Consider the following 22,936-nt stretch of genomic DNA (forward strand, 5'->3'; position numbering starts at 1 on the left):
TCAACTTAGTAAATTACATCTAATTTTTATTCCGCCTTTTTAAAATACTAATGAATACAAATCCACCATATGTAACAAAACACGAAAAACCAATTATCCCAGGTACAGAGACATAGCCTGTTCGTACATAACTTATAACTGCAAAACTAATAATTAACATTATTATAGATGGCCAAAATATTAGAGCCGTTTTTCTTCGTCTCTGTTTCGATGTACGTTCTTTCTCTTCAGAAACACGTGTACCAAAAAGCAATACAATACAAATAAGAATCGCTGCAAAGTAAATGGTATCTAATGACAAATTGTGATCATATAGTGCGATTCCAACTTCAAGAGCAATAATCGTTACAATTAAAATAATAATTGTTGAAGTCTTTAAGTTTCGTTTCAATCGCTCACTCCTAGCATGCTTTCACTATATGCTTTGTAAATGTATTTCAAAGCTGTTGCAATAGTTTCATCAACCTCTATATTATGAACTCGCTCGGGTAAATCTTTTCCCCCAATTACATAAAGAAACGGGAATTCGTTAAACATTCCCATTATACCAATATTTATTGTAGCTGTGGGCAATCCACCTGTCATATGAGCTAAATGAAAATACGGTATACTTTCATAATCCCCTTGTTGTCTTACCATTCCATTGATAATTGGTTCCCATACTGCTGGTTCTACTTTATAGCCTTGAAAAATATGTACTAAAAGCGAAAGAACTTGATTTAATTCTCCAACATTTTTCTCATCTCTAGCATTCTCTTGTATATAAATTTTTGAAAAATACGTTTGAGCATTTATTTTCACAGCATCCCATCCACCGCAGTGCTTTACAACCGAGTGAGCAATATAACTGTCGTGACAAGCTATCATCACTTCTACTGCTTTACTAAGTGTTAAAGTACTTCTTCCTTGTAGATGCGGATATAACTGTGCACTATCTTCATGTGGATGAAATTTAATGTGATGAAGTATATCATTCCAATTACGTTTATTTTCCTTCACCATTTGTGCTGCTACAAATCCAATTACTACTTTTGCTGCCGATGCTAATGGAATATATAATTCACTATTATATGAAATAATTATACATTCGTTTTTTGTAGAATAAATAGCTACTCCTACATGACCAACTTGTATCTCTTTCATTTTTTGAATGACAGTTTCCATTTCCATTCCTCTTTTCGCATCGTTATATCACCTTCTAATAATTCAATATGGAATATAAAAAACCTTTTTTGACAGGTTATATTTGTAATGACAATTAGAAAAAGGTAGCATGAATTACTCCTTGCTACCTAAAACATTCATTTTCACGAAAAACTTCTAATCTTCTATAGGATTTTCAGGCCCGTTAAGCTCCAATTGATAAAAGGCTAAATCTAGCCATCTATTAAACTTATAACCAGCTTTTTGTATTGTTCCGGCATGAACAAATCCATAATTTTGATGCAAGGCTATACTTTTCTCGTTTTCCGCATCGATTCCAGCAATTAAGGTCATATATTCTCTTTCTTTTGCGGTTGCGATTAATTTTTCCATCAAAGAGGAGCCAATTCCATTTTTTCTATATTCCTTATCAACATACACAGAATGTTCAATTGAATATTTGTAAGCAGGCCACGCTCTAAATGAGCCGAATGTCGCAAATCCTACTACTTTATTATCTAGTTCGTATACGAAAATTGGATAGCCATCAGCCTTTTTTTGTTCATACCAATCTATTCTATTTTCAAGGGTTACAGGTTTATATGCATATACAGCTGTTGTATAAAGTATCGCATCGTTATAAATGTCTAAAATATATGCTACATCTCTTTTCGTTGCTTCCCTGATCATCGTTTTCTTCCTTTCCTAATGTTAATCTTCTTTCGCTATCTTTTTAATAATTTTATTTTACCGAAATTTCTGTTTTATTTCCACATACGAATACTTGCTTTTCGGAAACCATCAAATATATTAATCGCAGCGGACAACGTATAAATGATAATTCCACCGCCAACTAACCACGTTTTAAATCCTTCTGGGGAAATAGTAAACACATTTGCCAAATACGTAATAAATCCTTCGTTAAATATATGTGGATTTACTACAATTACAATGAATACTATCGTTCCGACTACTTGAAGAATACCATTTCCGATTGCCAATCTTTTCGTCCATTGTCCTTGTACTAACTTATAAAGAGATATAGCTACTTCAAAAACGATCATAACCAAAATAATCGGCCAATATTGAAGTAAAACATCTTGATTAAACGTTGGCGCGATAAACTTCAGTCCGTTTTCCGTACCATTATATACGCCTACAAGATGGTTTGCATAAAAGTAAAGGGTAGCCCATATTGCTGTCCACATTAAACCTCCAAAAACTTCAAACTTTGAGATTGCCTTTTTCTTCGGGATATACGAGATATTTTTCAAATCATCTGGCGTCCATTTTTTTAAACTTGTTGTTAATGGGTGTGGATCCTTTTCTTTATCAGTTCTTTCTAAAACAGCAAATACAAGTGTCAACCAGAAAAACACATGGAGGCCTACTTCAACAATTTCCCCAATGCCTTTACCTATCAATTTTAAAATAACATCTAATACTACTTGATTACCAGTATAGCCTATAAAATTTTCTGCAACCATTGCAATGAGTGCGATAACAGCTGCAATTGGTATAATCATTTTTAATAACGTCGTATATACATCAAAATAACGTGGTCCAATTAAATGCATCGGTCTATCCAAATACCCATTAGCCAATGAAACCGGACTTCCCAATTTTTCGAGAACGCTCTTCACATCATCTTCATTATAATCGTCTGGTAACATATCCTCTATTGTCGACCGTAGCTCAAGCGTAATATCTTCACGATTTTTTTCAGGTAATCTCTTCGCCACTTCTTGGACGTACATATCAATCAAACTCATTCTCGTCCTCCTCCTTTAATAGGTTATAAAGTTCTTTCGAATCCTTTATCCACTCCTTTTTCAATTGTAAAAATATCTCTAGTCCATATTCACTTAAAACATAATACTTACGAGGTCTACTCTCCGTTTTATCCCAACTACTCGTAACTAGTTTCTGCTTTTCTAATCGACGAAGTAGTGGATATAAAGTACTTTGATCAATTGTAATCCCTGATTGCTCCAATAATTGGACAAGTGAATATCCATACTGCGGCGTTCTTAATTGACTTAAAACCGCTAATGTCAATGTCCCTCTTCTTAACTCAGTAATTAATGAATTTAATAAAGTATCCATTCACCCACCTCATTTTTATTACTATATGTCATACAGTATGTGTTTTATACTATGTATCGTACAGTATTCGTGTGACAAAAACAATTATCATTTACCAAAAAACGGATAAAAAAAGCACAAACTATACGATTTGTGCTTTTCTAGCTAACTTATATATTTATAACACGCTTAACTTTGTACCTCTGGTAATATAAACTCTCCTTTTTCTTTAGGAAATGGGATAACCCCTACAATCGACTCAACATTGATTACTCCATATACATGCGGGTATTCTTGACCATTTGAAGCAAGTTCATATTTTATTTCTGCTTTTAACAAGGATGGATTTATTGTAAGTAATAAAACCTCTTCTTCATGAAAGAAATGTTTTTCTGCAACCTTTAAAGCTTGTTCAAATAATGAACAATGAATAAACCCCTCTTTTATAAGTGACTCTTCATGAATTTCTCCAGTTGTTTTTGCGATTTCCCATTTTCTTTTTGTTATTACTTTTGTAATCATAGCTTTTCCCCTTTTTTAATATATGTAATGATATAATAACACTAAAATTTCCAACAAATGATTAGTTGATTGGAGAATCTTAATGGATAAAAAATTAGAAGAGATCATTGTAAAATCATTTTTTACTAAGCGCCTTCAAAATAGAGTACTATTTGAGCTTTCTTCTTCAAAAAAACGTAAAGATGCGATCGGTCGACTTTGCCATAATTACAGAACTACGTTACGTGAAGAATATATGATTGAAATTCCTAAGCCTAATTCTTGTCCAATTGATATAGGAGATCTGTTAAAAAAACATGGGGCTGTTGATTCTTGTTACGCCATATCATAGGACACAAAAATCGATGGAAAAACACTCCCTTTGCTGGACGCATTAGAGGCTGCTGTTGGAATGGGAATGCCTTCTATTCTATACTCAATTACAAATCAAGTTGCGTATTTTGAAGCAGAACAAGAAACACTTCCATCACCAAGATTTATACTTAAACGCACATATTAATGCATATAACTCCATTGCACTTTTTTTACTTTATTATATTATTTAAATAACCGCTCAGGTCGTTAATTCATCTAGCTTTTAAATATAAAAAAGAGGATTTTCATACCCTACTAGAAAATCCTCTTTTTACATTTATTTTAATCCTTTAATTAAAGGCGACGCTTCACCGCTATGGAAAATCCATAAATCATGCAGTGATCTCGTACATGCGACATACATTAACTTCGCATCATGCTTTGTATTTTTATAATGTTCTTCATCAACATCCATTAGAATTACAGCGTCAAATTCTAAACCTTTCGCTAAATATACAGGTACTACTGAAATACCACCTTCATATTTACTTTGATTTGCTTCAATGACATTTACCGTCAATCCTGCATTCGTTAATTTCTCATACATATCGTGGCATTCATCATCTGTTCTACCTATTACTGCAATTGTTTTTACATCTGCATTTTGCAAATGCTTTATTGTCTTCAAAACTTCAGTGAATTGATCTTCTGCATGGATTACTTTTACGTCTTCACCGCTACGGAAAACTGGTGTTGCGAGCCCCACTGGTATTTCTGCATTTTTAATTATTTCATTTGCGAATTCAATAATTTCTTTTGTAGAACGATAACTTCTAGTCAATTCAAAATAACCTGTTTCTTGGAATACTTCCTTAAATGCGTTCCAATCTTCAATTCCTTGGTAATCATAAATCGCTTGCGATAAATCACCTAATATAGTGAAAGAATTACCTAGTGTAATTTCTTTTAATACATACACTTGAAATGGCGAAAAATCTTGCGCTTCATCAATAACGACATGATGAAACTTCTGACCGATTTCAATACCTGTTATGCGATGATGGATGTAAATTAAGGCAGGTAAATCTTCTACATACACTTCTTTTTTACGACAACTCTTTTCTGTTTCTTTAACAAGTTCTTCAGGTAAAACTTCGAGTATTTCTTTACTTTTCAATATTGAACTATACAGTGAAAGAGCACTCATTTTTGGCCAAAACTTCAGATATGTGTTCAATCTCTTAGTCGCTTCTTTTTTGAGCAATTTTTTCTCGTTCGTTTCCCCAAACTTTTTAAGTTCAATTTCAATCCAGCGCTTCATGCGGCCTACTAAACGTTCTCTTCTTTTCTTTAGTGGATACTGTTTATATTCAACTTGCATCCATTTTTTAATGTCTTCTACTGGAATAATCGCTTTATCCCACGCCTCAAAATCCTTTGTCGGAACTAAGTCATTTTCAAATTGAATCATTCTCTCTTCAATAAACGCCTTAAATTCCAGTGTACCCTTTAATTTACCGAGCATTACCTTACTTTCATCACGATTAATTGAAAATGCTTCTTTCAATTTCTCTTCTGTTTGCTTTAGTTTCACTGAATCATCTAACGTACGCAATGCCCAATCTGGAAACGTTGTTTGACTAATATTCCCTACCCCTAATTCAGGCAGTACACTCGAAATATAATCTAAAAACAAGCTGTTCGGAGCAAATACAATCATTCTTTCTGCCTCTAACTGTTCACGGTATTCATAAATTAAAAAAGCAAGGCGATGTAAAGCGATTGTTGTCTTTCCGCTCCCTGCAACCCCTTGAATAAGTAATGGTAAATTTCTTTCCGCTCGAATAATATCATTTTGTTCCGATTGAATCGTTGAAACAATATCCTTTAGTTTATTATCTTTATTCTCACCTAATCGATATAGAAGAAAATCATCGGCATGCGATACATCTTCATTTCCTTTCACATATGTATCAACAACACGTTCAAGTTCTCTTTTACGAATGGAAATGTTTCGTTTTAAATACACATCACCTTCAACTAACCCATCTGGTGATTGATAAAACGCTAGTTCTTCTCCACCGGTAAATGAATAAAACATACTTGCGACAGGCGCTCGCCAATCGATAACAATTGGTTTCATCGTGTCCTTATCTGAAACACCTACTTTACCGATATAAATCGGCATAACTTGTTCTTTTCCATCCTCTTGAAAGTCTAGTCTTCCAAAATACGGCTCTTCCACACCGATACGTAAGTTCTGTCTATTTGACTCCCTCATGCTTTCAAGAATTTGCTCTTTAAAATCTTCTCCATAATAAACCGGGATTTTTTCAAGCTGTTCTAATTGATCATCCATCGTATGTAAAGTATCCCTCATTTTTTGTAACTCATCTTCAAATATGTTGCTCATTTCGACGATTCCCTCCTGTCCGTTCTAATTTTTCAGTCGAAATACAATTGTATTAAAAATCCATTCGCAAAGTCAATAGTTCTAGTGAGAATTTTCTAAAATATAAAAGAGTAACCATTAATCCCTACTCTGCTTTGCTTTAATTCGATATAACATATTTAAAACATTCTTTATTAATTTGAGAAGTTCAATTAAAAGAAACAATAAAAAGCAGATAATGAAATATTTCATTATCTGCTTTCCAATTTTATATAGTTACTTTTATTATACTTTTTGATATAAAAGCCAATCCCCAGAATCAATCACTTTCTTTAACATCTTTTTATCCTGAGCAATATACACATACGCATGTATTTCCGTATCAGCAACATACACTGTTTGCGTTATTCGGTCATATAAATCAGTCTCTGCATTACCTGTATATTCTTCTAGTTCATCTAACTTATGCAAAACATCATCATTTACTTCATAAACTTCCCCATATACCTTTACTTCATTAGAACAAATCATGGCCGGATATCCTTCGTTTGTATCAAATAATTCCCCATACGTCCATGCTCCGTCTGCGATGCATGTTGCACCTTGCATATAATGAGCATTCGTTTGCCCTCTTCTTAACGTGCCATAAACGAAAACATGATACATAAATCCCTATCCCCTTTATATGTCTCTACTTTCTTATTTGTAAATAAGCACGGATCATAAAGTAACTCACTTCATTTGGAAGCTGTTCTTTAATAGATTTCAAACCACCTTCTGCATTTTGTACAGCAGTTTCTATAAGAGATTCATACTCTTTTGGTACAAAACTTTGCCAATCTACTTCCATCCCATCCTCAAAAGAGCGAATTAAATGGTTTTCAATTGTTTGTCTTGATAGATCACGTTCTTTTGCAATCTCATTTAGGTCAATTCCTTGTTTATACATTTCATACGTTTCCAAATGAGAATTCACTGAAGCTTTTCCTGATTTTTTACGCTCAGAAACAACTTCTGTCTTAATTGTTTCTACATAGTTTGGATTTTCATCAATAAAATGCTGAACTGCTTGTAAGAAGTGCGAGCCATACTTCACAAGTTTGTGTTCTCCAATACCTTTTACTGTTAACAGTTCGGAATCATTTCGCGGCATTTTGGCACACATATCTTTTAATGTTTGGTCAGAGAAAATAACGAACGGAGGTACACCTTCTCCTTGTGCGATTTCTTTACGTACTTCACGCAACACTTCAAATAAAGGATGATCTTGGACGATTTGTCTCGTCTCTACTCGTTCTTTTCGTAGAACATTCTCATTACCAAGTAATACTTCTTTCCCTTTTCCCGTTACTTTTAATGTCGGATACGTACCATGTTCAACTACAATTAACTCATCTGAAATTAAAAACTCTATAAAGTCACTCACTTCTTTTACACTACGGTTTGATAAAAGGCCATACGTTGGTAAAGTATGAAAATTAAATTCAATAACTTTCTTATTTTTCGATCCAGTTAATACTTGTGCAATCATTTGTTTTCCAAATCGTTGGTTCGTTCTAATCATACAGGATAAAACCATTTGTGATTCTCTCGTCACATCGATGCTCTCACGGTCATCCGTACAATTACCGCAGCGTCCACAATCTTCTTTCGGTTCTTCTCCAAAGTATTGCAAAATGAATGATTGTAAACATTGTTCTGTATGACAGTAATCAGTCATATTTTGCAATTTTTCAAGTTCATTCGAAAAACGTGATTCTCCTGTTGATTGATCAATTAAAAAGCGTTGTACTTGCACATCTTGAGAAGAATATAACAAAATACATTCACTATCTAATCCGTCACGACCAGCACGTCCTGCTTCTTGATAGTAACTTTCCATATTTTTTGGCAGCTGATAATGAATAACGTAACGAATATTCGATTTATCAATACCCATTCCGAATGCAGATGTCGCTATCATTACACTTACTTCATCTCGTAAAAAGAGTTCTTGTTGCTCATTTCGATCATGATCACTCATACCAGCGTGATATTTTGATACCGAAACTTCCGCTTTCATTAAATCTTCATACAACTGATCAACTACTTTTCTAGTAGCTGCATATATAATCCCTGATTCCTTTTGATTTTGACGAATATAATCCGCTAAATAAGCATTACGATCCTGTCCTTTAATGACAGAAAATGATAAGTTCTCACGCTCAAAAGTTGTCATAATTGTATTTTCTTGATTAATTTCAAGCGTTTTGCAAATATCATCACGTACTTGCGGAGTTGCTGTCGCTGTTAACGCTAATACGAGCGGTTTTTCTGGGAGATAATCTAGTATACGATGTATATGTAAATAACTTGGACGGAAATCATGTCCCCACTGCGAAATACAGTGCGCCTCATCAATCGCAATCATCGGGATTTTCATATCGATAAGTTGATCAACAAACTCCATTGAATCAAGACGCTCAGGAGCGACATAAAGTAACTTATAATGCCCTTGTTTCGCTAATTGAATTCTATGATTAGCTTCTGTCATTGAAATAGAACTATTAATATACGTAGCGGATATACCGTTTTGTATTAGTGTATCTACTTGGTCTTTCATAAGTGAAATCAAAGGTGATATTACTAACGTCGTTCCTTCGAATACTAATGCGGGAATTTGATAACAAATTGACTTACCTCCGCCCGTAGGCATAATGCAAACTGTATCTTTCCCCTCTAATACATTTTTAATTGTTTCATCTTGCCCTCTTCGGAATGACGAATAACCGAAATAAGACGCTAAAAGTTCTTGTGCTTTTGTAAACAAAAAAGATTCACCTGCTTTTCTTTATCTTTCATCTACTTCTATTATATCATCACTTATGCGACTTGAAAGCGATGAATAAGTGCTTATTATTTTTTCATTATTCTATATTTCACCTCGTATTTAATATTAATTAGCATCGGTGTTTTGTATGTTTCACAACATTTAAAACATACATCCATTACACATGAAGAAAGCATTTCAATTTAAATATTCATTTTATTGCCCTTTCTTGAATACTACTAATCGTATACATATAAATGCAGGAGGTTATTATATGAAGCATCGTAATATGAGTTCCATCAAAGCAAAAACAAAACAACTCCAATTCTCTAATAATGATGCGTGGAAATATGAATCATATTATAAGTACCAGCCATTATTTTCTTATAGAAATTTTTTTGATTTTCTTTCTCAACTTTTTAGACGTTAATATATGCGCAAAAAATAGATCATCCACAGAAGTTTTCTCAATATGAAACGTATAGACTTACTACAATTCAGTTGCTATCATATATAATAATCTGTTGGATAAACCCCTTAAGTTGACCTGCTCATAATAGCAGGTCTTTTTCATGATTACATATTTCTGTGCACTTCAATTTCACTTCCAAGTCTTTTCTCCATTTTATAACCAGATTTAAATCCCAACAATTCATGATAATCATAAAAAGTAAAATATAAATTGTTCACATGTAATTATGCAATTCTTTTTTCTCAATACACAAAACGCATTTTACTTGTTACTATAAAAGTAATCCAGATGAGTTTTTGCTCATCTACATTATCTAGTTAATGGGGCCTGCCGCGGGAAGCAGGTCCCTTTGACTTTATTAAAGTTCCATTTTTATTTGGACACATTTACCAGGTTTTTTTAAAAGAATTTTATGATAATATTACGTAGTCGAGTCCGACATCTCGGCAATACCCTTTAGAGGCTCTGCAACTTCCCTTGCAGAGCCTCTTTTACTTTATATTCAATTTATTTATATATATCACAACATCATTTATCGAATTTCTCCATTTCAAATTACCTGAAAATTATCTAGGACACGTAACTAAAAATAAATCTTTATCATACTTTGAGTTATACATGTTCAAAGGAGTGTTACTTTTTATGTATTCTTATTGGCAATCGTATTACTCCCCCTATCATAACCCTTATGTAAACTATGATTTATCCGTACGTAACTACCGAATAAGTAAAAACGAGAATTTTTTAAAAGGATATATGCGTTCTTTATGGGAACAACACGTCGCTTGGACGAGATTGGCTATTATAAGTATTGTCTTTAATTTACCCGATGTTAACGTTACTGTTGGACGGCTTCTACAAAACGCAACACATATGGGACTATCACTTGAGCCCTTCTATGGCGAGGATGCAGTAAAGAAATATAGTGCATTAATTAAAGATCATTTAGTAATTGCAGCCGATCTTGTGAAAGCCGCAAAAGCTGGTGATCAAAATGCAGCTGCCGCTATAGAGAAGAAATGGTACGCTAATGGTGATGAAATTACTGAATTTCTTCACAGTATCAATCCATATATAGATAAAGAGGAATTTAGAAAAATGTTTTATGAACATTTAGCACTAACGAAAGCAGAAGCGCTTGCCTTCCTAAATAAAGATTATGAAGCAGGAATAAAACTTTACGATAAAATTGAAAAAGAAGCATTAGAAATGGCCGACATGATAACAAACGCAATCGTAAAACAATTCCCGCAAGTATTTCAATAAACTGAGACGTTAACCAGTGATGGGTTTGTACATCCCCACCGATTACTAACCCAGACCAATCAGGGTTTCACGAGCATTTTATCTCCCGCCTAACTTCTCTACTTAAGCTGAATTTCAAGGTGTGATTCTTACTTCTCGTCAATGCGGGATAAAAATAAGCATAAGCCGATTTCAAAAAAAAATCGGCTTATTTAGCTTTCTCTCAATGTTATTTCGCCTCTCCTCTTTACATTTAACGTATATCGATATATTTTATTTATATCCGTTTTTTATAGGAGGAAATAGTTTGATTAACGCCATTGGTCTCGTATTTATACTCACAAATAAACACGAGAAAAAGAAGAAAGTGTATTTGAATGAAAAATTTGCATTAATAGACATTATTAATTCTAAAGAGGTAATTGATGATGAAGGTAACTCATTAGTAGAACTCACTTGTAAATACAGTATATATTTAGATGAAAAATACTACTGTAAATCTCTCGATGATTATACTGGACAAGTATTCCCCTTTTTAAGCGCTAAAATAGGAAAAGGACTTCTTAGAAATTTAAATTATTACTTTTCTTACGTTGATGCCTATGATAAAAAACCACCTGTTAAAGAAATAAGACCGCTTATGAAACAAGTAACGAACAGATAACAATAATCATTCAAAAAAGAAAACATCTAACTTCTGATGTTTTCTTTTTTGAATCAACAACTTGTTGCCTTCTATCCTCTTCTAAATGTATGTATCCAGGCATACTTTAAATTAAAAACATTGGAGGATTAGACTGAATGAAATACTCAGAAACAATTGTTAGTAAAAGACTTCGAACACTAAAAATGTCTAGTATGTTTATCATGCTAGTTTTAATCGCCTGGCTTGGATATACAAAATTACTTTATGAAAATGGATTTCTTCAAGAAAAAAAGAATTCAGTAGAAGTAATGAATACTAGCATTACAGGAGAAATTGAACAGATTTTCCATGTGAATTTACAAGGTTATCGTAAAACAAACATTGATGCCGTTATAGCTGAAAGTAAAACCGACCCGAGCGAACTATCCTTACTTGAGCTCGTTAATACATCTTGTTCACGAGATTGCATAAGTGAACCAATAACATACGTAAACGCAAACAATGGCTATATTTTTTATAAAGAATCTGGCGGAACTAATGTAGCTATAAAAATTAAAAAGCGAGATACATGGGAAATTGAAAAAAAATTAGTTCAAGATGGAATATAAACTCATAAAATAAAAGAGTACGTAAAGTACTCTTTTATTATTAATACCCTTCCTGTTTACAATGGCATTTTTCGCAATCACACTTCGGCTTTTCCTTGCAACGACACTCGTCACAATCACATTTCGGTTTCTCTTTGCAGCAACATTCGTCACAGTCCCTGCGTTTACATCTACATCTTCCAAACATTAAATCATCCCAAAATGAACGTCCACAATGACAATGATTCCCCATGAATATGCTTCCTCCTCAATAGAATTCATAATATTCTATGTTTAAAAGTAGAAAAAGGCTTGTTTACTAGTCTATTTTCTACTTTTAAACAATAGTTTTTTAAGTATTACACTTTCTTAAAAATTTTCTATTAAATATTCGTAGGAAATATTGCAAATAAAAAAGCCCAATGCTTGGGCTTTACATTCATGTATATTTTCTTACTTCTCGTTCATAATAATAGGTAACTACTACGTTAACTAAATATGAAACACCACTACTATAGTTCCTTTACCTCCGCCACAGCTCCTTTCAACCTCTGCAGCATATACCCGATCCCTTTACATCCTTCTAACGGATATGTAATGATTTCTTCTGGATATAACTTTGTGACTACTTTTTTATGCTTCTTTCCCGCAAGCAAAACAATTTCGTCAAACTGTATTAAACCTTTATCAATCATCTGTTTTTGTAGTTGCTCTATACTAATAACTTCATCACTCTTCGAATCAAATGCAAGATCATAGTTTTCTTGTACAATATCATTCGGCTTTAAAAATCCATGCTTTGCTGATAAAATAACCCAATCATCAAAAAACTCAGTTGCGTACGCCTGACATGCTTTCCCGAAAGGACTAATATATACATTCTTCGCCTCAGTAGGTCCATAATCTACATACTTATCCCAGATTTTCTTCTTTCCACATGGGATTATACATAATCTTTTCATCTATATTTTTTACCTCTTTTCTTCCTTATGTTAAATCAATTATTTCATACATTTCCCTCGCAAAATACTATATAATAATTCCAAACGTCACAATTGAATATTTTACCATATTTATATCGATTTCCACTCATATTTCACTTCTTTTCAGAAGCATAGTCCAATTTTTTTCGTTCTACATCTACGTAGTACACTGCACTCTTTACAAATATAATACTACTTCATAAACATTTTGTGAGCTTAATCTTTAAAACGAATCACAAAAATTTTAATATATGAATATGTTTATTTTATTGTTTTTTAAAGGAGGTGAACAATAATGAAAAATATTATCCCTGCACTATTCGTCTATTTTATCGTTTGTGTTATTGTTATGATTGTTCCAGCATCTGAAGGCTATAATTCTATTAGTTGGAAGTTGTTTGTTGGGCAAGCGTACGCAATACCCATTTTCCTCATTACTGCTGTTTTTACATTTTATATAAACAGGAAAAAGTCTTACGAATAAAGTGAAACTTTAATCCGTGAGGGTTTTCTTCATCCCCCACGGATTATTGGCCTTCACCAATCGGGCTCTTACGGACAGTTGATCCCTCACCTAACTTCTTTACTTTCGCTGAACTTTGAGGTAATGCTCTTACTGTCCGTTAATGCGGAATAAACAGTTATAAGGATAGCTAATGCTGTCCTTATTTTCATACCAGTATCCTATGTAACAAATAAAAAAGACAAGTAGCCATCCGACTACTTGTCCTTTTTGTTAATCAGTACTGAATAGTATTAAGCTTGGAATGCTTCAGTTAATACTGGTACGATTTGTTTTTTACGAGATACAACACCTTTTAATGTAGCTGTGTTGTTTTGTAATGTTACGTTGTATGCTTTCTCAACAACGTTTGCTGCTTTACCGATCGCAAGACCGACAGAATCGTTAGTTAAGATATCAGTTACAACGAATAAGAATAGGTCTAACCCTTTTTCTTCTACTACTGCAGAGATAACTTTTTCAAGTTCCGCTTGGTGTACAAGAACGTCGTTAGTATCGACAGCGTTTACTTGTGCAATTTCAACTTTCGCGTTAGCCATTTGGAATTCTTTAGCATCAAGAGAGATTAATTGCTCCATTGTTTTTCCGCTTAAGTCAGCACCAGCTTTTAACATTTCTAAGCCATAGCTATCTGCATCTACACCAGCGATTTCCGCTAATTCACGAGCTGCTGCTACGTCTTGTTCTGTGCAAGTTGGAGATTTGAATAATAAAGAATCTGAAATGATTGCAGATAACATTAAACCTGCAACTTCTTTACGAATTGTAACGCCATTTTCTTTGTACATTTTGTTTAAGATTGTAGCTGTACATCCAACTGGCTCACAACGGTAGTAAATAGGATCGCTTGTTTCAAAGTTAGCAATACGGTGATGATCGATTACTTCTAACACACGAACAGATTCGATATCGTTAGCACTTTGTTGACGCTCGTTATGGTCAACTAAAATAACGTTGTCCACTTCGCTTGCAACTGTCTCAACAAAACGCGGTCCTTCTACTTTAAAATAGTCTAACGCAAATTGAGTTTCACCGCTGATTTCGCCTAAACGTACAGGCTCAGCATTCATTCCTAATTCTTTTTTCAATTCTGCATAAGCAATTGCAGAACAAATTGCATCTGTATCTGGGTTTTTATGCCCGAAAACTAGTACTTTTTCCATGTTTTCCACCTCTTCATGAAAAGGATATCTTAAAGAAGCAAATATGACAATATTTAAACCCGAATTTTTTATAAATAATTGTACTTTCCTCTATATTTTTCATAAAAAAGATCATCTAAAATGAATTAGATGATCAAAATGTATATTTAATTTAAAATAGTGTAGGAACTTGCACTGCATTGTTAAATGCAAAATTGGAATTTAAACCATTATTCACAAGGTTCACATCAATAACTTGATAAAATGCATTTCCAGTGTCCGCAATCTCCCAAACAGCTAAAATAAGATGGTAGCCACTACGATCAGTTGGTACATTTGCTTCATGCGTTACTGTTGTCCCCGGTCTAACTCCGCCATCATTTTTCACATAGAACGGCACTATATCTAAACTAGACCTTGTTAAAGGCATATTTGGATTCCAATCCTTCTTTGTAATGTAGTATTTCCATTCTTTCGTACTATGAGGAGCCGTTAGTTTCCACTTGAATGTATTCGTCCCGCCGTTTAACGTAACTTTCTTCCACCTATCCACTGATTGAGCGTCTAAAGCAGGAAAATGACCAGCACCTGCAATTTGTCCATCAGAAGGTCCTAATTGCGGAAAGCCGCCTATTCCTTCTACACTTTGTGGTTCATATTGAACTGGACCGCAATTTACATTTACCCCTTGCTTACATAAATAAGATCGGCTCGCTGGTGATTCTACATACCCATGAGCTGAAGCCTTTTCTGAAAATCCAAATGTTAATAATCCCGTAAGTAATATCCCACCACTTAACATAACCTTTTTCATCTTTTGTAAACTTGTCTTTTTCATTCTTTCATCCCCTTCCCAAAAATGAAACGAAAATAACTATAGTTGCCTAGTCATCTTCTCTACATCCATTATAAGTGGAAGAGCATTACTAAAAGAACCCTCTAAAAACTTTCTCAAATTCGTTTAACTACAACAATATCAATTCTTCACGTATATTAATTACCAGTTATCACATCTATTATTTATTTTGTCGTTTTATTGTTAACTACTTACAATTATATATCACAGTGTAGCGCTTAAAAAAGTTTGATTACATTAACTCTATAAACCTAGATAAAATAATAAATAGAAAAAGTGGGTTTTGAAAAAGATTGATTATTACTTGATCCTTGTGCCATTAAAGCGTGCAATTACGAATTTGGCAAAGGTAGTCTAGTTATCAAATAGCCCTCTCCCTCTCAGATTTGCGGAAACTGGCTCCTTTCCTATCTCACGTGCCCATATAGATAACTGGCCGATATGATGGATTTCGTGGACAATGACATGACGTATTAACTCTCCGTTTGTACATTCAATGACTCGGCGCCTAATTGGTGCGTCTCTTGAGCTAATCGGCTCTTCCTTGAAGTCAGCTTTTGAAAGTTTCCGAGAATCCATTTCATTTGTCCAAGAAGTCACAAACGGCTTCACTTTCTCGTGGTATTGAGCTGAAAGATTTTTCACTTTTTGTAAGCTGGCATACTCTTCAAACACTGGTTCCTCAGGGACTGATTCACCGCGCAACCCTAAGATCCACATATATTCCACATCTACAATATGAAATAGGGTATGTAGTATACTGCCGAACCCACCGACCCGTTTCTTTACTAGTTCTTCAGCCGATATGTCTTCGCACCATGTAAACCAATCATCACGAACTTGCCAGTTATATTGAAACAGTTTCAACATCACAGCAACCTCCATCTTTTAGATTAACATTTACTATTCACCAAATGGCTTCAAAATCCCTATTTTAATACTACCTCTTAAAAACCTGTTAAACTCTTATATAAACTGGACTTCAAATTGAACGTTCAATTTGAAGTTAAAGAATGAAAAGAAAAAACTAAATCATTTTATAATAAATAACCGTTGCATCTAACTCACCATCCGGAGAAATTGCATACCCTGGTATTTTACCGGATTCTTGAAAGCCTAATGACTTGTACAATCTATTGGAAGGGTCTCCTTCTCTAGTATCTAATACTAAAAGAGATCTGTTTTCTAGTTTCGCTCTTTCCTCTGCTTTTTGCATAAGTGAACGTCCAATACCGTTACGTCTAAAATTCGGATGAGTCATTAACTTGCAAATCTCAGCTCTATGGGTCCCGTTAGGCTTTGTAACTAAATGTAATTGAACACTTCCTGCCACTTCATTGTTTATTTTAGCAACATACAATATTACTTCTGGTGCTAATACCGCTTGCCAATAATTTGTTGCTTCTTTTTGTTCCAGTGGAGGTAAAAAACCAATTGATGCCCCATCATCTACAACCGTTGTCAAAAGTTTAGAAAGATCTTCAATCTCATTTTCTAGTTGCTTCATTTCTTCAATTACTAAATTTCGCATTACTTTTCCCCCTTTTGTTTTCATTTTAACAATTTTTATAGCAGGAATAATTAAATATTAAGATGAAATTAATTAAGATACGATTTTTTAGAGAAAGGATCACTATATGAAATATATATTAGACAGGAAATACGCAAGAAAATTACTGGATTGGGCATATGAACAAAACCCAGGTCCTTGGTTCGAACATTCAATTCATGTTGCCAATGCAACTGAAAAAATAATTGTAGAACTTATAAAAAATGGGTATGACTTAGATGTTGATATAGCATATAATGCCGCTCTCCTGCATGATATAGGAAGATATAAAGGTTTTACTAAATCTGTTATTCATTCCTATGATGGTTACATGTATATGAATGATTTAGGGTATACAGGAAACGCCGTTATATGTGTGACGCATTCATTTCCTTGCAAAAATGAGCATATAGATATCGCAGCAGAGTGGAGCCTTGTTCCTGATTATATGAAAAGCCGGTTAATTGAAATATTGAATGAACATAGTGACTATGACTTATACAATAAAGTAATTACTCTTTGCGACGCTCTCGCTGATGCAGATGGTTTTACTACGCTTGAAAGAAGATTGGTTTCTGTTGGTTTACGTCATGGCACAACCTCTCATACTTCTTTACATTGGAAAGGATTCTATACAATTAAGAATGAATTAGAATCTTTAATTGGGAAGAGCATATACACCCTTCTCCCTGATGTAGAGAAATCAATTTGCAAGAATACAGAATATTAAAACAATCATAACTTAAAAACGATACAATTTGTAAGTATGCTTCTAAAAAACTCATTTAAAAGTGGAGGGATTACTTATTAGTAAAATAGGATTTGACTTAATAAATCATGAAGGTAACTTAAATATTGGATATGAAGATATAGTTGATATCTCTAGGAAATGTAAATTTTCTAACTGTTCACATACAAATGAACCACAATGCGCGGTTAAAAAAGCCATGTCTGATGGAATTCTTTCTGAAGAAATATTTAAAAATTATTATAGACATTTAAACGAGGCACAATATGTTTCTAAGCAAAGAAATAAAACAAAAGCTATCGACTATATGAAGCAATTGAAACTTTTTCAAAAAAATTAGGATAAACTAGAAAACCCTCCTTAAAATAATATTTTAAGGAGGGTTTTCTAGTTTAATGACTTTGATTTTTTAATTCCACCATACACTCTTGTACTAAAGTTACTGCTTGACTCATTGCAGCTCCGCCAGCAAACGCGGTCGAAACACCACAAGCTTCTAAAATTTCTTTATCAGAACATCCTTGATCAATACATCCCTTTGTATGATAAATCGTACAGTATTCGTCTTGTGTTGCTAAACTAATCCCTAATGCAATAAGCTGTTTTTCTCTTTTAGTTAATGCACCCTCCTGAAAACACGCTTGTGTAAAAGCGTTATAGGTTTCTGCAATTTCAGGAATTTGTTGTGTGAAATTCCCAATACCTTCTTTGTAATGAAGTAATACATCATTTATAGAGCCAAATTGTTGATTTTCCATCGTATATCCTCCATTCATTTTATTTACACTTACTTTAGTATGAGATAAAATGAATGATATATACAAATACTCACTTTAAAAACAGAAAGAATTTTCAGTTTATTAAACTTTTAAATTTACACGTTTACAGTTTCAGCCCATCATCCACCGACATTTTTTCTTTAGAACTTTTCCTTTCTCCCTCTTTACTTCGCTCCTCCCAAATCGTTAAACCTTCCATTCCTACTTTTTTAGGATCAAATACTGGATCTTTCCCTTCTTTTTTCTGCGCCTCATAATCTTTTAACACTTTTAATGCGGTTTTGCTTAATAATAGGATTGCAATAAGGTTTAACCATGCCATACTACCGATTCCTAAATCTCCAAGATTCCATAAAAGTGAGGCTGATTCTACGCTACCGATGTATACCATAATTAAAAATCCAATTTTTAAAACTGGTTTTAACCATCCATATTTCAATCCACGATCTAAATAAGTGAGAGTCGTTTCTGCGATATAGTAATAAGCAAGCAAAGTTGTAAATGCGAAGAAGAAGATTGCGATTGAAATAAATATTGGACCAAATCCAGTCATAACAGTTTCAACTGCTTGTTGTGTATAAATAGGACCTGCTTCTACATTGCCTATATTTTGTACAATTGCACTTTTCCCTTCAGGTATAACATTGTACATACCTGTTATTAATATCATAAGCGCTGTCGCTGTACAAACTACAATTGTATCGATATATACAGAAAACGCTTGAACTAACCCTTGTTTTGCAGGGTGCGATACTTCAGCAGCAGCCGAACTATATGTTGCCTCTCCAACACCTGCAACGTTTGAAAACACCGCTCGCTTTACACCCCATGCAATTGCTGCACCAACGATCCCGCCAAACATTTCATTTACACCAAATGCACTTGAGAAAATTAAAGCAAACATACTTGGAATTTCTGTTACATTTGAAATTAAAATGATGCATGTAACAATTACATAGCCAATTGCCATAAAAGGTACTAACATTTGTGACACACCAGCAATTCTTTTTACTCCCCCAAAAATAATCGCTGCTAGTAACACAACTAAAAATATACCTGTTACATATTTACTAATACCGTTAGAGTTTTCAAATCCAACAGCGATACTACTCGATTGAATACCTGGTAATAAAACGCCGTATGAAAGTGTTACAACTACCGCTACAATGACTGCAAACCATTTCATTTTTAAACCTTTCTCAATGAAATATGGTGTACCGCCACGATATTCATTTCCTACTTTACTTTTATATACTTGAGATAATGTTGATTCAACAAATGCGCTAGCGGCTCCAAAAAGTGCCATCACCCACATCCAAAATACAGCGCCCGGTCCCCCAAAAGCTATTGCTGTTGCTACCCCTGCGATATTACCTATTCCAACCCTTCCTGATAGAGCCAAACAAAATGCTTGGAAGGATGATATTCCAGTCTCTGAACTTTTCCCTTCAAAAAGTAGCTTAATCATCTCTTTAAAATAACGAATCTGTAAAAAACGAGTCGCAATGGTAAAATACACTCCTGCTCCTAATGCGAAAACAACTAAACCTATACTCCATACTTGCCCCACTAACCACTCTACTAACTTTTCCATCCAAATCCCCCTTATCATTCTTTTGAAAAAGTAATTTTTTATATAAGAAAACGGACAACCTTTATCCCACATTCCAGTTGTCCGCTTCTCATACTATTTTATCATTCTTTTATCTCACTATTAATCGTCTGCAAGACTCTCACAAACTAGTTTTTCACTTAATATTAACCCAAACACTCTTCACTTCTGTATAATTATCAAGCGCATAGGAACCTAGTTCGCGCCCAATACCAGATTGCTTATATCCACCAAATGGTGCAGCTGCATTTTCTAAGTTATAATCATTAATCCATACTGTTCCTGCCTTTAATTTATTGGCAACTTGATGTCCTGTTTTAATATTTTGTGTCCATACGCCTGCTGCAAGTCCATATGAAGAGTGATTTGCCCTTTCGATTACCTCTTCTGTTGAATCGAATGGAAGTACAACGACAACCGGTCCAAAGATTTCTTCCTTAACAATTGTCATATCATCAGTAACATTTGTGAATACGGTTGGCTGAACAAAATAGCCTTTTTCAAATGCACGTTCACCACCAGCTGCAACAGTAGCACCTTCCTTCTTTCCTTGTTCAATATAATGCAGCACACGCTCTTGTTGTTTTTTAGATACGAGTGGCCCCATTTCTGTATCAGTTTCCATCCCAGCTCCAAGTTTAATATTATTTGCCCTTTTTACTAACTCTTCTACTACCGTTTCATAATGCTTCCGATGAACGAATACGCGGGATCCCGCACTACAATTTTGGCCATGATTATACATAATCCCTTGGAATGCACCATTAATCGCTTCTTCTAAATCAGCATCTTCTAAAATGATATTTGGTGACTTACCACCAAGCTCTAACGTTACATGTTTAATTGTTTCTGCAGATTGACGCATAATATATTTTCCCGTAACAGTAGATCCTGTAAAAGCAACTTTATTAATATCATGATGATTTACTATCGCAGCTCCTGCTTCAGGGCCGAAACCTGGTACAAAGTTTACAACACCGTTTGGAAAACCAGCTTCTTTAAAAAGTTTTGCTGTATATAGCAACGATAAAGGTGTTTGTTCTGCAGGTTTTAATACAATCGTACAACCAGTTGCAAGTGCAGCTCCCATTTTCCAAGAAGACATAACGAGCGGAAAATTCCACGGAATAATTTGACCTACAACACCAACTGGTTCATGGCGTGTGTAATTTAAGTAATCTTTTGAAATCGGAATTGTTTGTCCGATAATTTTTGTAGCCCAACCTGCATAATAACGGTAGTTTTCAACCGTCGCTGCAATATCATCTTCAAGTGCTACTTGATATGGTTTTCCATTATCTAATGCTTCTAGCTGTGCTAATTCTTCTTTATGTTCTTCAATTAAATCCGCTAGTTTATATATAAGATGTGCTCTTTCAGCAGTAGTCATTTCTGTCCAAGGGCCTGATTCAAAGGCCAATCTCGCAGCTTTTACTGCGACATCAATATCTTCTTCTTGTGCTTCACATACGACAGCTAGAACATCCTCTGTTGCTGGATTATATGTTTCAAACGTCTTCCCGCTAATAGAAGGAACAAATTCACCATTAATAAACATTTTAATTTCTTCATTTAAAAACGCTTTCACTTTTGATTTTAGCTCAATGTTTGTCGTTAACATATATACACGCCTCCCTATTTAAACAGCTGCATGAGCTGCGATTTCGGATAATATCGTTTGAAGCTTTTGATCTTCTACTTCAGTTAATCCTAATCTCGGATAACGAGAAGGTCCTCCAACTTGCCCGTGTAATTCCATTGACCGTTTAACAATTTGTACATATTTCCCTGATCCTTCAAGAAATTCACAAAGCGGTAAAATCGCATCGTTTATCTCCCATGCTTTTTCTAATTCACCATTTTGAAAATGCTCATACATTTTCGTAACGAGTCCTGGTACGATATTTCCTGCAACTGAAACCCATCCCGAGGCACCAACTAAATAAGACTCCATAACTAAATCTTCAGATCCGCAGAAAACTTGAAAAGCACCTTCGCCTTGTCTTACTAAATCTCTTGCTTTACGAATATCTCCACTAGACTCTTTAATATGTGTAACATTTTCACACTCTTTTCCAATTCGAAGCATTAGCTCTGTACTCATATCAACACCAGAAGTAAATGGATTATTGTATAACATAATTGGTATATTTACAGCGTGTGAGATTTCTTTAAAATGAAAATAAATTTCCTCTTCCTTTGGTTTACAATAGTAAGAGTTTATAATTAATGCGCAATCCGCTCCGTGTGCTTCTGCATGTTTCGTATATTCAATCGTTTCTTTCGTCGTTTCTGCTGCAGTTCCAACAATGACTGGAATACGGCCATCGACTTCTTTTAATACTGTTTCTACCATGTTAAATCGTTCTTCTTTTGATAAACTAACAAACTCCCCTGTACTTCCATTAATAATAATTCCAGCTACCTTTTGCTCAATAAAGTAGTTTACGTTTTGTTTTACACCTTTCCAATCAATCTCTTGAAATTCATCCATTGGTGTTATTAATACTGGAAATGCTCCTTTAATTTTTTGCATATTTATCTCTCCC

At 34.2% G+C, this 22,936-nt stretch carries 28 protein-coding genes; 9 read left to right on the top strand and 19 right to left on the bottom strand.

Annotated elements, in window-relative coordinates; all coding sequences use genetic code 11:
* Window positions 1–19: 19 nt before the first annotated feature.
* The 6 genes from MHB70_RS12530 to MHB70_RS12555 all read right to left on the bottom strand — a co-directional run bounded on the left by MHB70_RS12530 (window position 20) and on the right by MHB70_RS12555 (window position 3,750).
* The gene (locus MHB70_RS12530; protein ID WP_000828014.1) at window positions 20–391 is read right to left on the bottom strand and encodes a hypothetical protein; all 372 of its coding nucleotides are present in this window, start codon (window positions 389–391) and stop codon (window positions 20–22) included.
* Complete coding sequence (locus tag MHB70_RS12535; RefSeq protein WP_000450777.1) at window positions 388–1,164, bottom strand: serine hydrolase; 777 nt, start codon at window positions 1,162–1,164, stop codon at window positions 388–390. The genes MHB70_RS12530 and MHB70_RS12535 overlap by 4 nt, the downstream gene beginning before the upstream one ends.
* A 156-nt stretch (window positions 1,165–1,320) precedes the next feature.
* Window positions 1,321–1,833, bottom strand: coding sequence for a GNAT family N-acetyltransferase (locus MHB70_RS12540; protein WP_000617533.1), 513 nt, complete (start codon window positions 1,831–1,833; stop codon window positions 1,321–1,323).
* A 74-nt stretch (window positions 1,834–1,907) separates the two neighbouring features.
* Window positions 1,908–2,915 (bottom strand): HAAS signaling domain-containing protein, encoded by a 1,008-nt coding sequence (locus MHB70_RS12545; RefSeq protein ID WP_000052360.1) that lies wholly within the window; start codon window positions 2,913–2,915, stop codon window positions 1,908–1,910.
* A complete protein-coding gene (locus tag MHB70_RS12550) occupies window positions 2,902–3,249 on the bottom strand; it encodes a PadR family transcriptional regulator (RefSeq protein WP_000380297.1) in 348 nt (115 codons plus the stop codon). The genes MHB70_RS12545 and MHB70_RS12550 overlap by 14 nt, the downstream gene beginning before the upstream one ends.
* Window positions 3,250–3,417: 168 nt before the next feature.
* A complete protein-coding gene (locus MHB70_RS12555) occupies window positions 3,418–3,750 on the bottom strand; it encodes a DUF952 domain-containing protein (protein ID WP_000629053.1) in 333 nt (110 codons plus the stop codon).
* 82 nt (window positions 3,751–3,832) lie between these two features.
* Between MHB70_RS12555 and MHB70_RS12560 the strand changes: the two genes are divergently transcribed.
* Window positions 3,833–4,081: a hypothetical protein gene (locus tag MHB70_RS12560; RefSeq protein WP_000358553.1), complete on the top strand. Its 249-nt coding sequence runs from the start codon at window positions 3,833–3,835 to the stop codon at window positions 4,079–4,081.
* 30 nt (window positions 4,082–4,111) lie between these two features.
* Entirely contained in the window at window positions 4,112–4,249 is a 138-nt protein-coding gene (locus tag MHB70_RS12565) for a hypothetical protein (RefSeq protein WP_000882914.1), read from the top strand.
* Window positions 4,250–4,381: 132 nt separating this feature from the next.
* On the opposite strand, the gene MHB70_RS12570 is transcribed toward MHB70_RS12565, so the two are convergent.
* The 3 genes from MHB70_RS12570 to recQ all read right to left on the bottom strand — a co-directional run bounded on the left by MHB70_RS12570 (window position 4,382) and on the right by recQ (window position 9,245).
* Window positions 4,382–6,457, bottom strand: a complete 2,076-nt coding sequence (locus MHB70_RS12570; protein ID WP_061529401.1) for a HelD family protein — start codon at window positions 6,455–6,457, stop codon at window positions 4,382–4,384.
* A gap of 264 nt (window positions 6,458–6,721) precedes the next feature.
* Window positions 6,722–7,102: a gamma-glutamylcyclotransferase family protein gene (locus MHB70_RS12575; protein ID WP_000274911.1), complete on the bottom strand. Its 381-nt coding sequence runs from the start codon at window positions 7,100–7,102 to the stop codon at window positions 6,722–6,724.
* Window positions 7,103–7,127: 25 nt separating this feature from the next.
* Window positions 7,128–9,245: a DNA helicase RecQ gene (recQ, locus tag MHB70_RS12580; protein ID WP_000494300.1), complete on the bottom strand. Its 2,118-nt coding sequence runs from the start codon at window positions 9,243–9,245 to the stop codon at window positions 7,128–7,130.
* Window positions 9,246–9,519: 274 nt separating this feature from the next.
* Between recQ and MHB70_RS12585 the strand changes: the two genes are divergently transcribed.
* From MHB70_RS12585 to MHB70_RS12600, 4 genes are all read left to right on the top strand, one after another.
* Window positions 9,520–9,675 carry a hypothetical protein gene (locus MHB70_RS12585; RefSeq protein WP_000682737.1) on the top strand — a complete coding sequence of 52 codons (156 nt, stop codon included), beginning with the start codon at window positions 9,520–9,522 and terminating at the stop codon, window positions 9,673–9,675.
* A 684-nt stretch (window positions 9,676–10,359) separates the two neighbouring features.
* Entirely contained in the window at window positions 10,360–10,983 is a 624-nt protein-coding gene (locus tag MHB70_RS12590; protein WP_000287721.1) for a hypothetical protein, read from the top strand.
* Window positions 10,984–11,269: 286 nt separating this feature from the next.
* On the top strand, window positions 11,270–11,626 hold the full coding sequence (locus MHB70_RS12595; RefSeq protein WP_061529400.1) for a hypothetical protein: 357 nt from the start codon (window positions 11,270–11,272) through the stop codon (window positions 11,624–11,626).
* A gap of 137 nt (window positions 11,627–11,763) precedes the next feature.
* Complete coding sequence (locus MHB70_RS12600; RefSeq protein WP_000877597.1) at window positions 11,764–12,216, top strand: hypothetical protein; 453 nt, start codon at window positions 11,764–11,766, stop codon at window positions 12,214–12,216.
* Here MHB70_RS12600 and MHB70_RS12605 read toward each other — a convergent pair.
* Window positions 12,196–12,399: a hypothetical protein gene (locus tag MHB70_RS12605; protein ID WP_033658376.1), complete on the bottom strand. Its 204-nt coding sequence runs from the start codon at window positions 12,397–12,399 to the stop codon at window positions 12,196–12,198. The genes MHB70_RS12600 and MHB70_RS12605 overlap by 21 nt on opposite strands.
* A 308-nt stretch (window positions 12,400–12,707) precedes the next feature.
* Window positions 12,708–13,157, bottom strand: a complete 450-nt coding sequence (locus tag MHB70_RS12610) for a DUF6884 domain-containing protein (protein ID WP_000824892.1) — start codon at window positions 13,155–13,157, stop codon at window positions 12,708–12,710.
* A gap of 316 nt (window positions 13,158–13,473) precedes the next feature.
* On the opposite strand from MHB70_RS12610, the gene MHB70_RS12615 reads away from it, so the two are divergent.
* Window positions 13,474–13,662 carry a DUF4017 family protein gene (locus MHB70_RS12615; RefSeq protein ID WP_000789480.1) on the top strand — a complete coding sequence of 63 codons (189 nt, stop codon included), beginning with the start codon at window positions 13,474–13,476 and terminating at the stop codon, window positions 13,660–13,662.
* Window positions 13,663–13,934: 272 nt separating this feature from the next.
* Here MHB70_RS12615 and ppaC read toward each other — a convergent pair whose 3' ends face one another.
* From ppaC to MHB70_RS12635, 4 genes are all read right to left on the bottom strand, one after another.
* Window positions 13,935–14,864, bottom strand: coding sequence for a manganese-dependent inorganic pyrophosphatase (gene ppaC / locus MHB70_RS12620; RefSeq protein WP_000416867.1), 930 nt, complete (start codon window positions 14,862–14,864; stop codon window positions 13,935–13,937).
* Window positions 14,865–15,015: 151 nt separating this feature from the next.
* Window positions 15,016–15,681 (bottom strand): lytic polysaccharide monooxygenase, encoded by a 666-nt coding sequence (locus MHB70_RS12625; protein ID WP_000753783.1) that lies wholly within the window; start codon window positions 15,679–15,681, stop codon window positions 15,016–15,018.
* 372 nt (window positions 15,682–16,053) lie between these two features.
* On the bottom strand, window positions 16,054–16,569 hold the full coding sequence (locus MHB70_RS12630) for a DinB family protein (RefSeq protein ID WP_000915556.1): 516 nt from the start codon (window positions 16,567–16,569) through the stop codon (window positions 16,054–16,056).
* Window positions 16,570–16,726: 157 nt separating this feature from the next.
* Complete coding sequence (locus tag MHB70_RS12635) at window positions 16,727–17,230, bottom strand: GNAT family N-acetyltransferase (protein ID WP_001245264.1); 504 nt, start codon at window positions 17,228–17,230, stop codon at window positions 16,727–16,729.
* Between the two features lie 106 nt (window positions 17,231–17,336).
* Between MHB70_RS12635 and MHB70_RS12640 the strand changes: the two genes are divergently transcribed.
* Window positions 17,337–17,978, top strand: a complete 642-nt coding sequence (locus MHB70_RS12640) for an HD domain-containing protein (protein ID WP_000874097.1) — start codon at window positions 17,337–17,339, stop codon at window positions 17,976–17,978.
* Window positions 17,979–18,039: 61 nt separating this feature from the next.
* Window positions 18,040–18,336, top strand: a complete 297-nt coding sequence (locus MHB70_RS12645; protein WP_000398687.1) for a hypothetical protein — start codon at window positions 18,040–18,042, stop codon at window positions 18,334–18,336.
* A gap of 52 nt (window positions 18,337–18,388) precedes the next feature.
* Here the strand turns inward: MHB70_RS12645 and MHB70_RS12650 are convergent, their stop codons facing one another.
* The 4 genes from MHB70_RS12650 to dapA form a co-directional block, all read right to left on the bottom strand.
* Window positions 18,389–18,754, bottom strand: coding sequence for a carboxymuconolactone decarboxylase family protein (locus MHB70_RS12650; protein WP_000431413.1), 366 nt, complete (start codon window positions 18,752–18,754; stop codon window positions 18,389–18,391).
* A 124-nt stretch (window positions 18,755–18,878) separates the two neighbouring features.
* Entirely contained in the window at window positions 18,879–20,369 is a 1,491-nt protein-coding gene (locus MHB70_RS12655; protein WP_061529399.1) for an alanine/glycine:cation symporter family protein, read from the bottom strand.
* Between the two features lie 154 nt (window positions 20,370–20,523).
* The gene (locus MHB70_RS12660) at window positions 20,524–22,008 is read right to left on the bottom strand and encodes an aldehyde dehydrogenase family protein (RefSeq protein ID WP_000958339.1); all 1,485 of its coding nucleotides are present in this window, start codon (window positions 22,006–22,008) and stop codon (window positions 20,524–20,526) included.
* An 18-nt stretch (window positions 22,009–22,026) separates the two neighbouring features.
* Window positions 22,027–22,923 carry a 4-hydroxy-tetrahydrodipicolinate synthase gene (gene dapA, locus MHB70_RS12665; protein ID WP_001169442.1) on the bottom strand — a complete coding sequence of 299 codons (897 nt, stop codon included), beginning with the start codon at window positions 22,921–22,923 and terminating at the stop codon, window positions 22,027–22,029.
* Window positions 22,924–22,936: the final 13 nt, after the last annotated feature.

The organism is Bacillus sp. FSL M7-1020, assembly GCF_038050415.1.
Taxonomy (GTDB): Bacteria; Bacillota; Bacilli; order Bacillales; family Bacillaceae_G; genus Bacillus_A; species Bacillus_A toyonensis.

Excerpts from the sequence above, each read along its gene's own strand:
- MHB70_RS12535 (WP_000450777.1), bottom strand. The coding sequence starts at position 1,164 with ATGGAAACTGTCATTCAAAAAATGAAAGAGATACAAGTTGGTCATGTA.
- MHB70_RS12540 (WP_000617533.1), bottom strand. The coding sequence starts at position 1,833 with ATGATCAGGGAAGCAACGAAAAGAGATGTAGCATATATTTTAGACATT.
- MHB70_RS12545 (WP_000052360.1), bottom strand. The coding sequence starts at position 2,915 with ATGAGTTTGATTGATATGTACGTCCAAGAAGTGGCGAAGAGATTACCT.
- MHB70_RS12550 (WP_000380297.1), bottom strand. The coding sequence starts at position 3,249 with ATGGATACTTTATTAAATTCATTAATTACTGAGTTAAGAAGAGGGACA.
- MHB70_RS12555 (WP_000629053.1), bottom strand. The coding sequence starts at position 3,750 with ATGATTACAAAAGTAATAACAAAAAGAAAATGGGAAATCGCAAAAACA.
- MHB70_RS12560 (WP_000358553.1), top strand. The coding sequence starts at position 3,833 with ATGGATAAAAAATTAGAAGAGATCATTGTAAAATCATTTTTTACTAAG.
- MHB70_RS12570 (WP_061529401.1), bottom strand. The coding sequence starts at position 6,457 with ATGAGCAACATATTTGAAGATGAGTTACAAAAAATGAGGGATACTTTA.
- MHB70_RS12575 (WP_000274911.1), bottom strand. The coding sequence starts at position 7,102 with ATGTATCATGTTTTCGTTTATGGCACGTTAAGAAGAGGGCAAACGAAT.
- MHB70_RS12585 (WP_000682737.1), top strand. The coding sequence starts at position 9,520 with ATGAAGCATCGTAATATGAGTTCCATCAAAGCAAAAACAAAACAACTC.
- MHB70_RS12590 (WP_000287721.1), top strand. The coding sequence starts at position 10,360 with ATGTATTCTTATTGGCAATCGTATTACTCCCCCTATCATAACCCTTAT.
- MHB70_RS12600 (WP_000877597.1), top strand. The coding sequence starts at position 11,764 with ATGAAATACTCAGAAACAATTGTTAGTAAAAGACTTCGAACACTAAAA.
- MHB70_RS12610 (WP_000824892.1), bottom strand. The coding sequence starts at position 13,157 with ATGAAAAGATTATGTATAATCCCATGTGGAAAGAAGAAAATCTGGGAT.
- MHB70_RS12615 (WP_000789480.1), top strand. The coding sequence starts at position 13,474 with ATGAAAAATATTATCCCTGCACTATTCGTCTATTTTATCGTTTGTGTT.
- ppaC (WP_000416867.1), bottom strand. The coding sequence starts at position 14,864 with ATGGAAAAAGTACTAGTTTTCGGGCATAAAAACCCAGATACAGATGCA.
- MHB70_RS12625 (WP_000753783.1), bottom strand. The coding sequence starts at position 15,681 with ATGAAAAAGACAAGTTTACAAAAGATGAAAAAGGTTATGTTAAGTGGT.
- MHB70_RS12630 (WP_000915556.1), bottom strand. The coding sequence starts at position 16,569 with ATGTTGAAACTGTTTCAATATAACTGGCAAGTTCGTGATGATTGGTTT.
- MHB70_RS12635 (WP_001245264.1), bottom strand. The coding sequence starts at position 17,230 with ATGCGAAATTTAGTAATTGAAGAAATGAAGCAACTAGAAAATGAGATT.
- MHB70_RS12640 (WP_000874097.1), top strand. The coding sequence starts at position 17,337 with ATGAAATATATATTAGACAGGAAATACGCAAGAAAATTACTGGATTGG.
- MHB70_RS12650 (WP_000431413.1), bottom strand. The coding sequence starts at position 18,754 with ATGGAAAATCAACAATTTGGCTCTATAAATGATGTATTACTTCATTAC.
- MHB70_RS12655 (WP_061529399.1), bottom strand. The coding sequence starts at position 20,369 with ATGGAAAAGTTAGTAGAGTGGTTAGTGGGGCAAGTATGGAGTATAGGT.
- MHB70_RS12660 (WP_000958339.1), bottom strand. The coding sequence starts at position 22,008 with ATGTTAACGACAAACATTGAGCTAAAATCAAAAGTGAAAGCGTTTTTA.
- dapA (WP_001169442.1), bottom strand. The coding sequence starts at position 22,923 with ATGCAAAAAATTAAAGGAGCATTTCCAGTATTAATAACACCAATGGAT.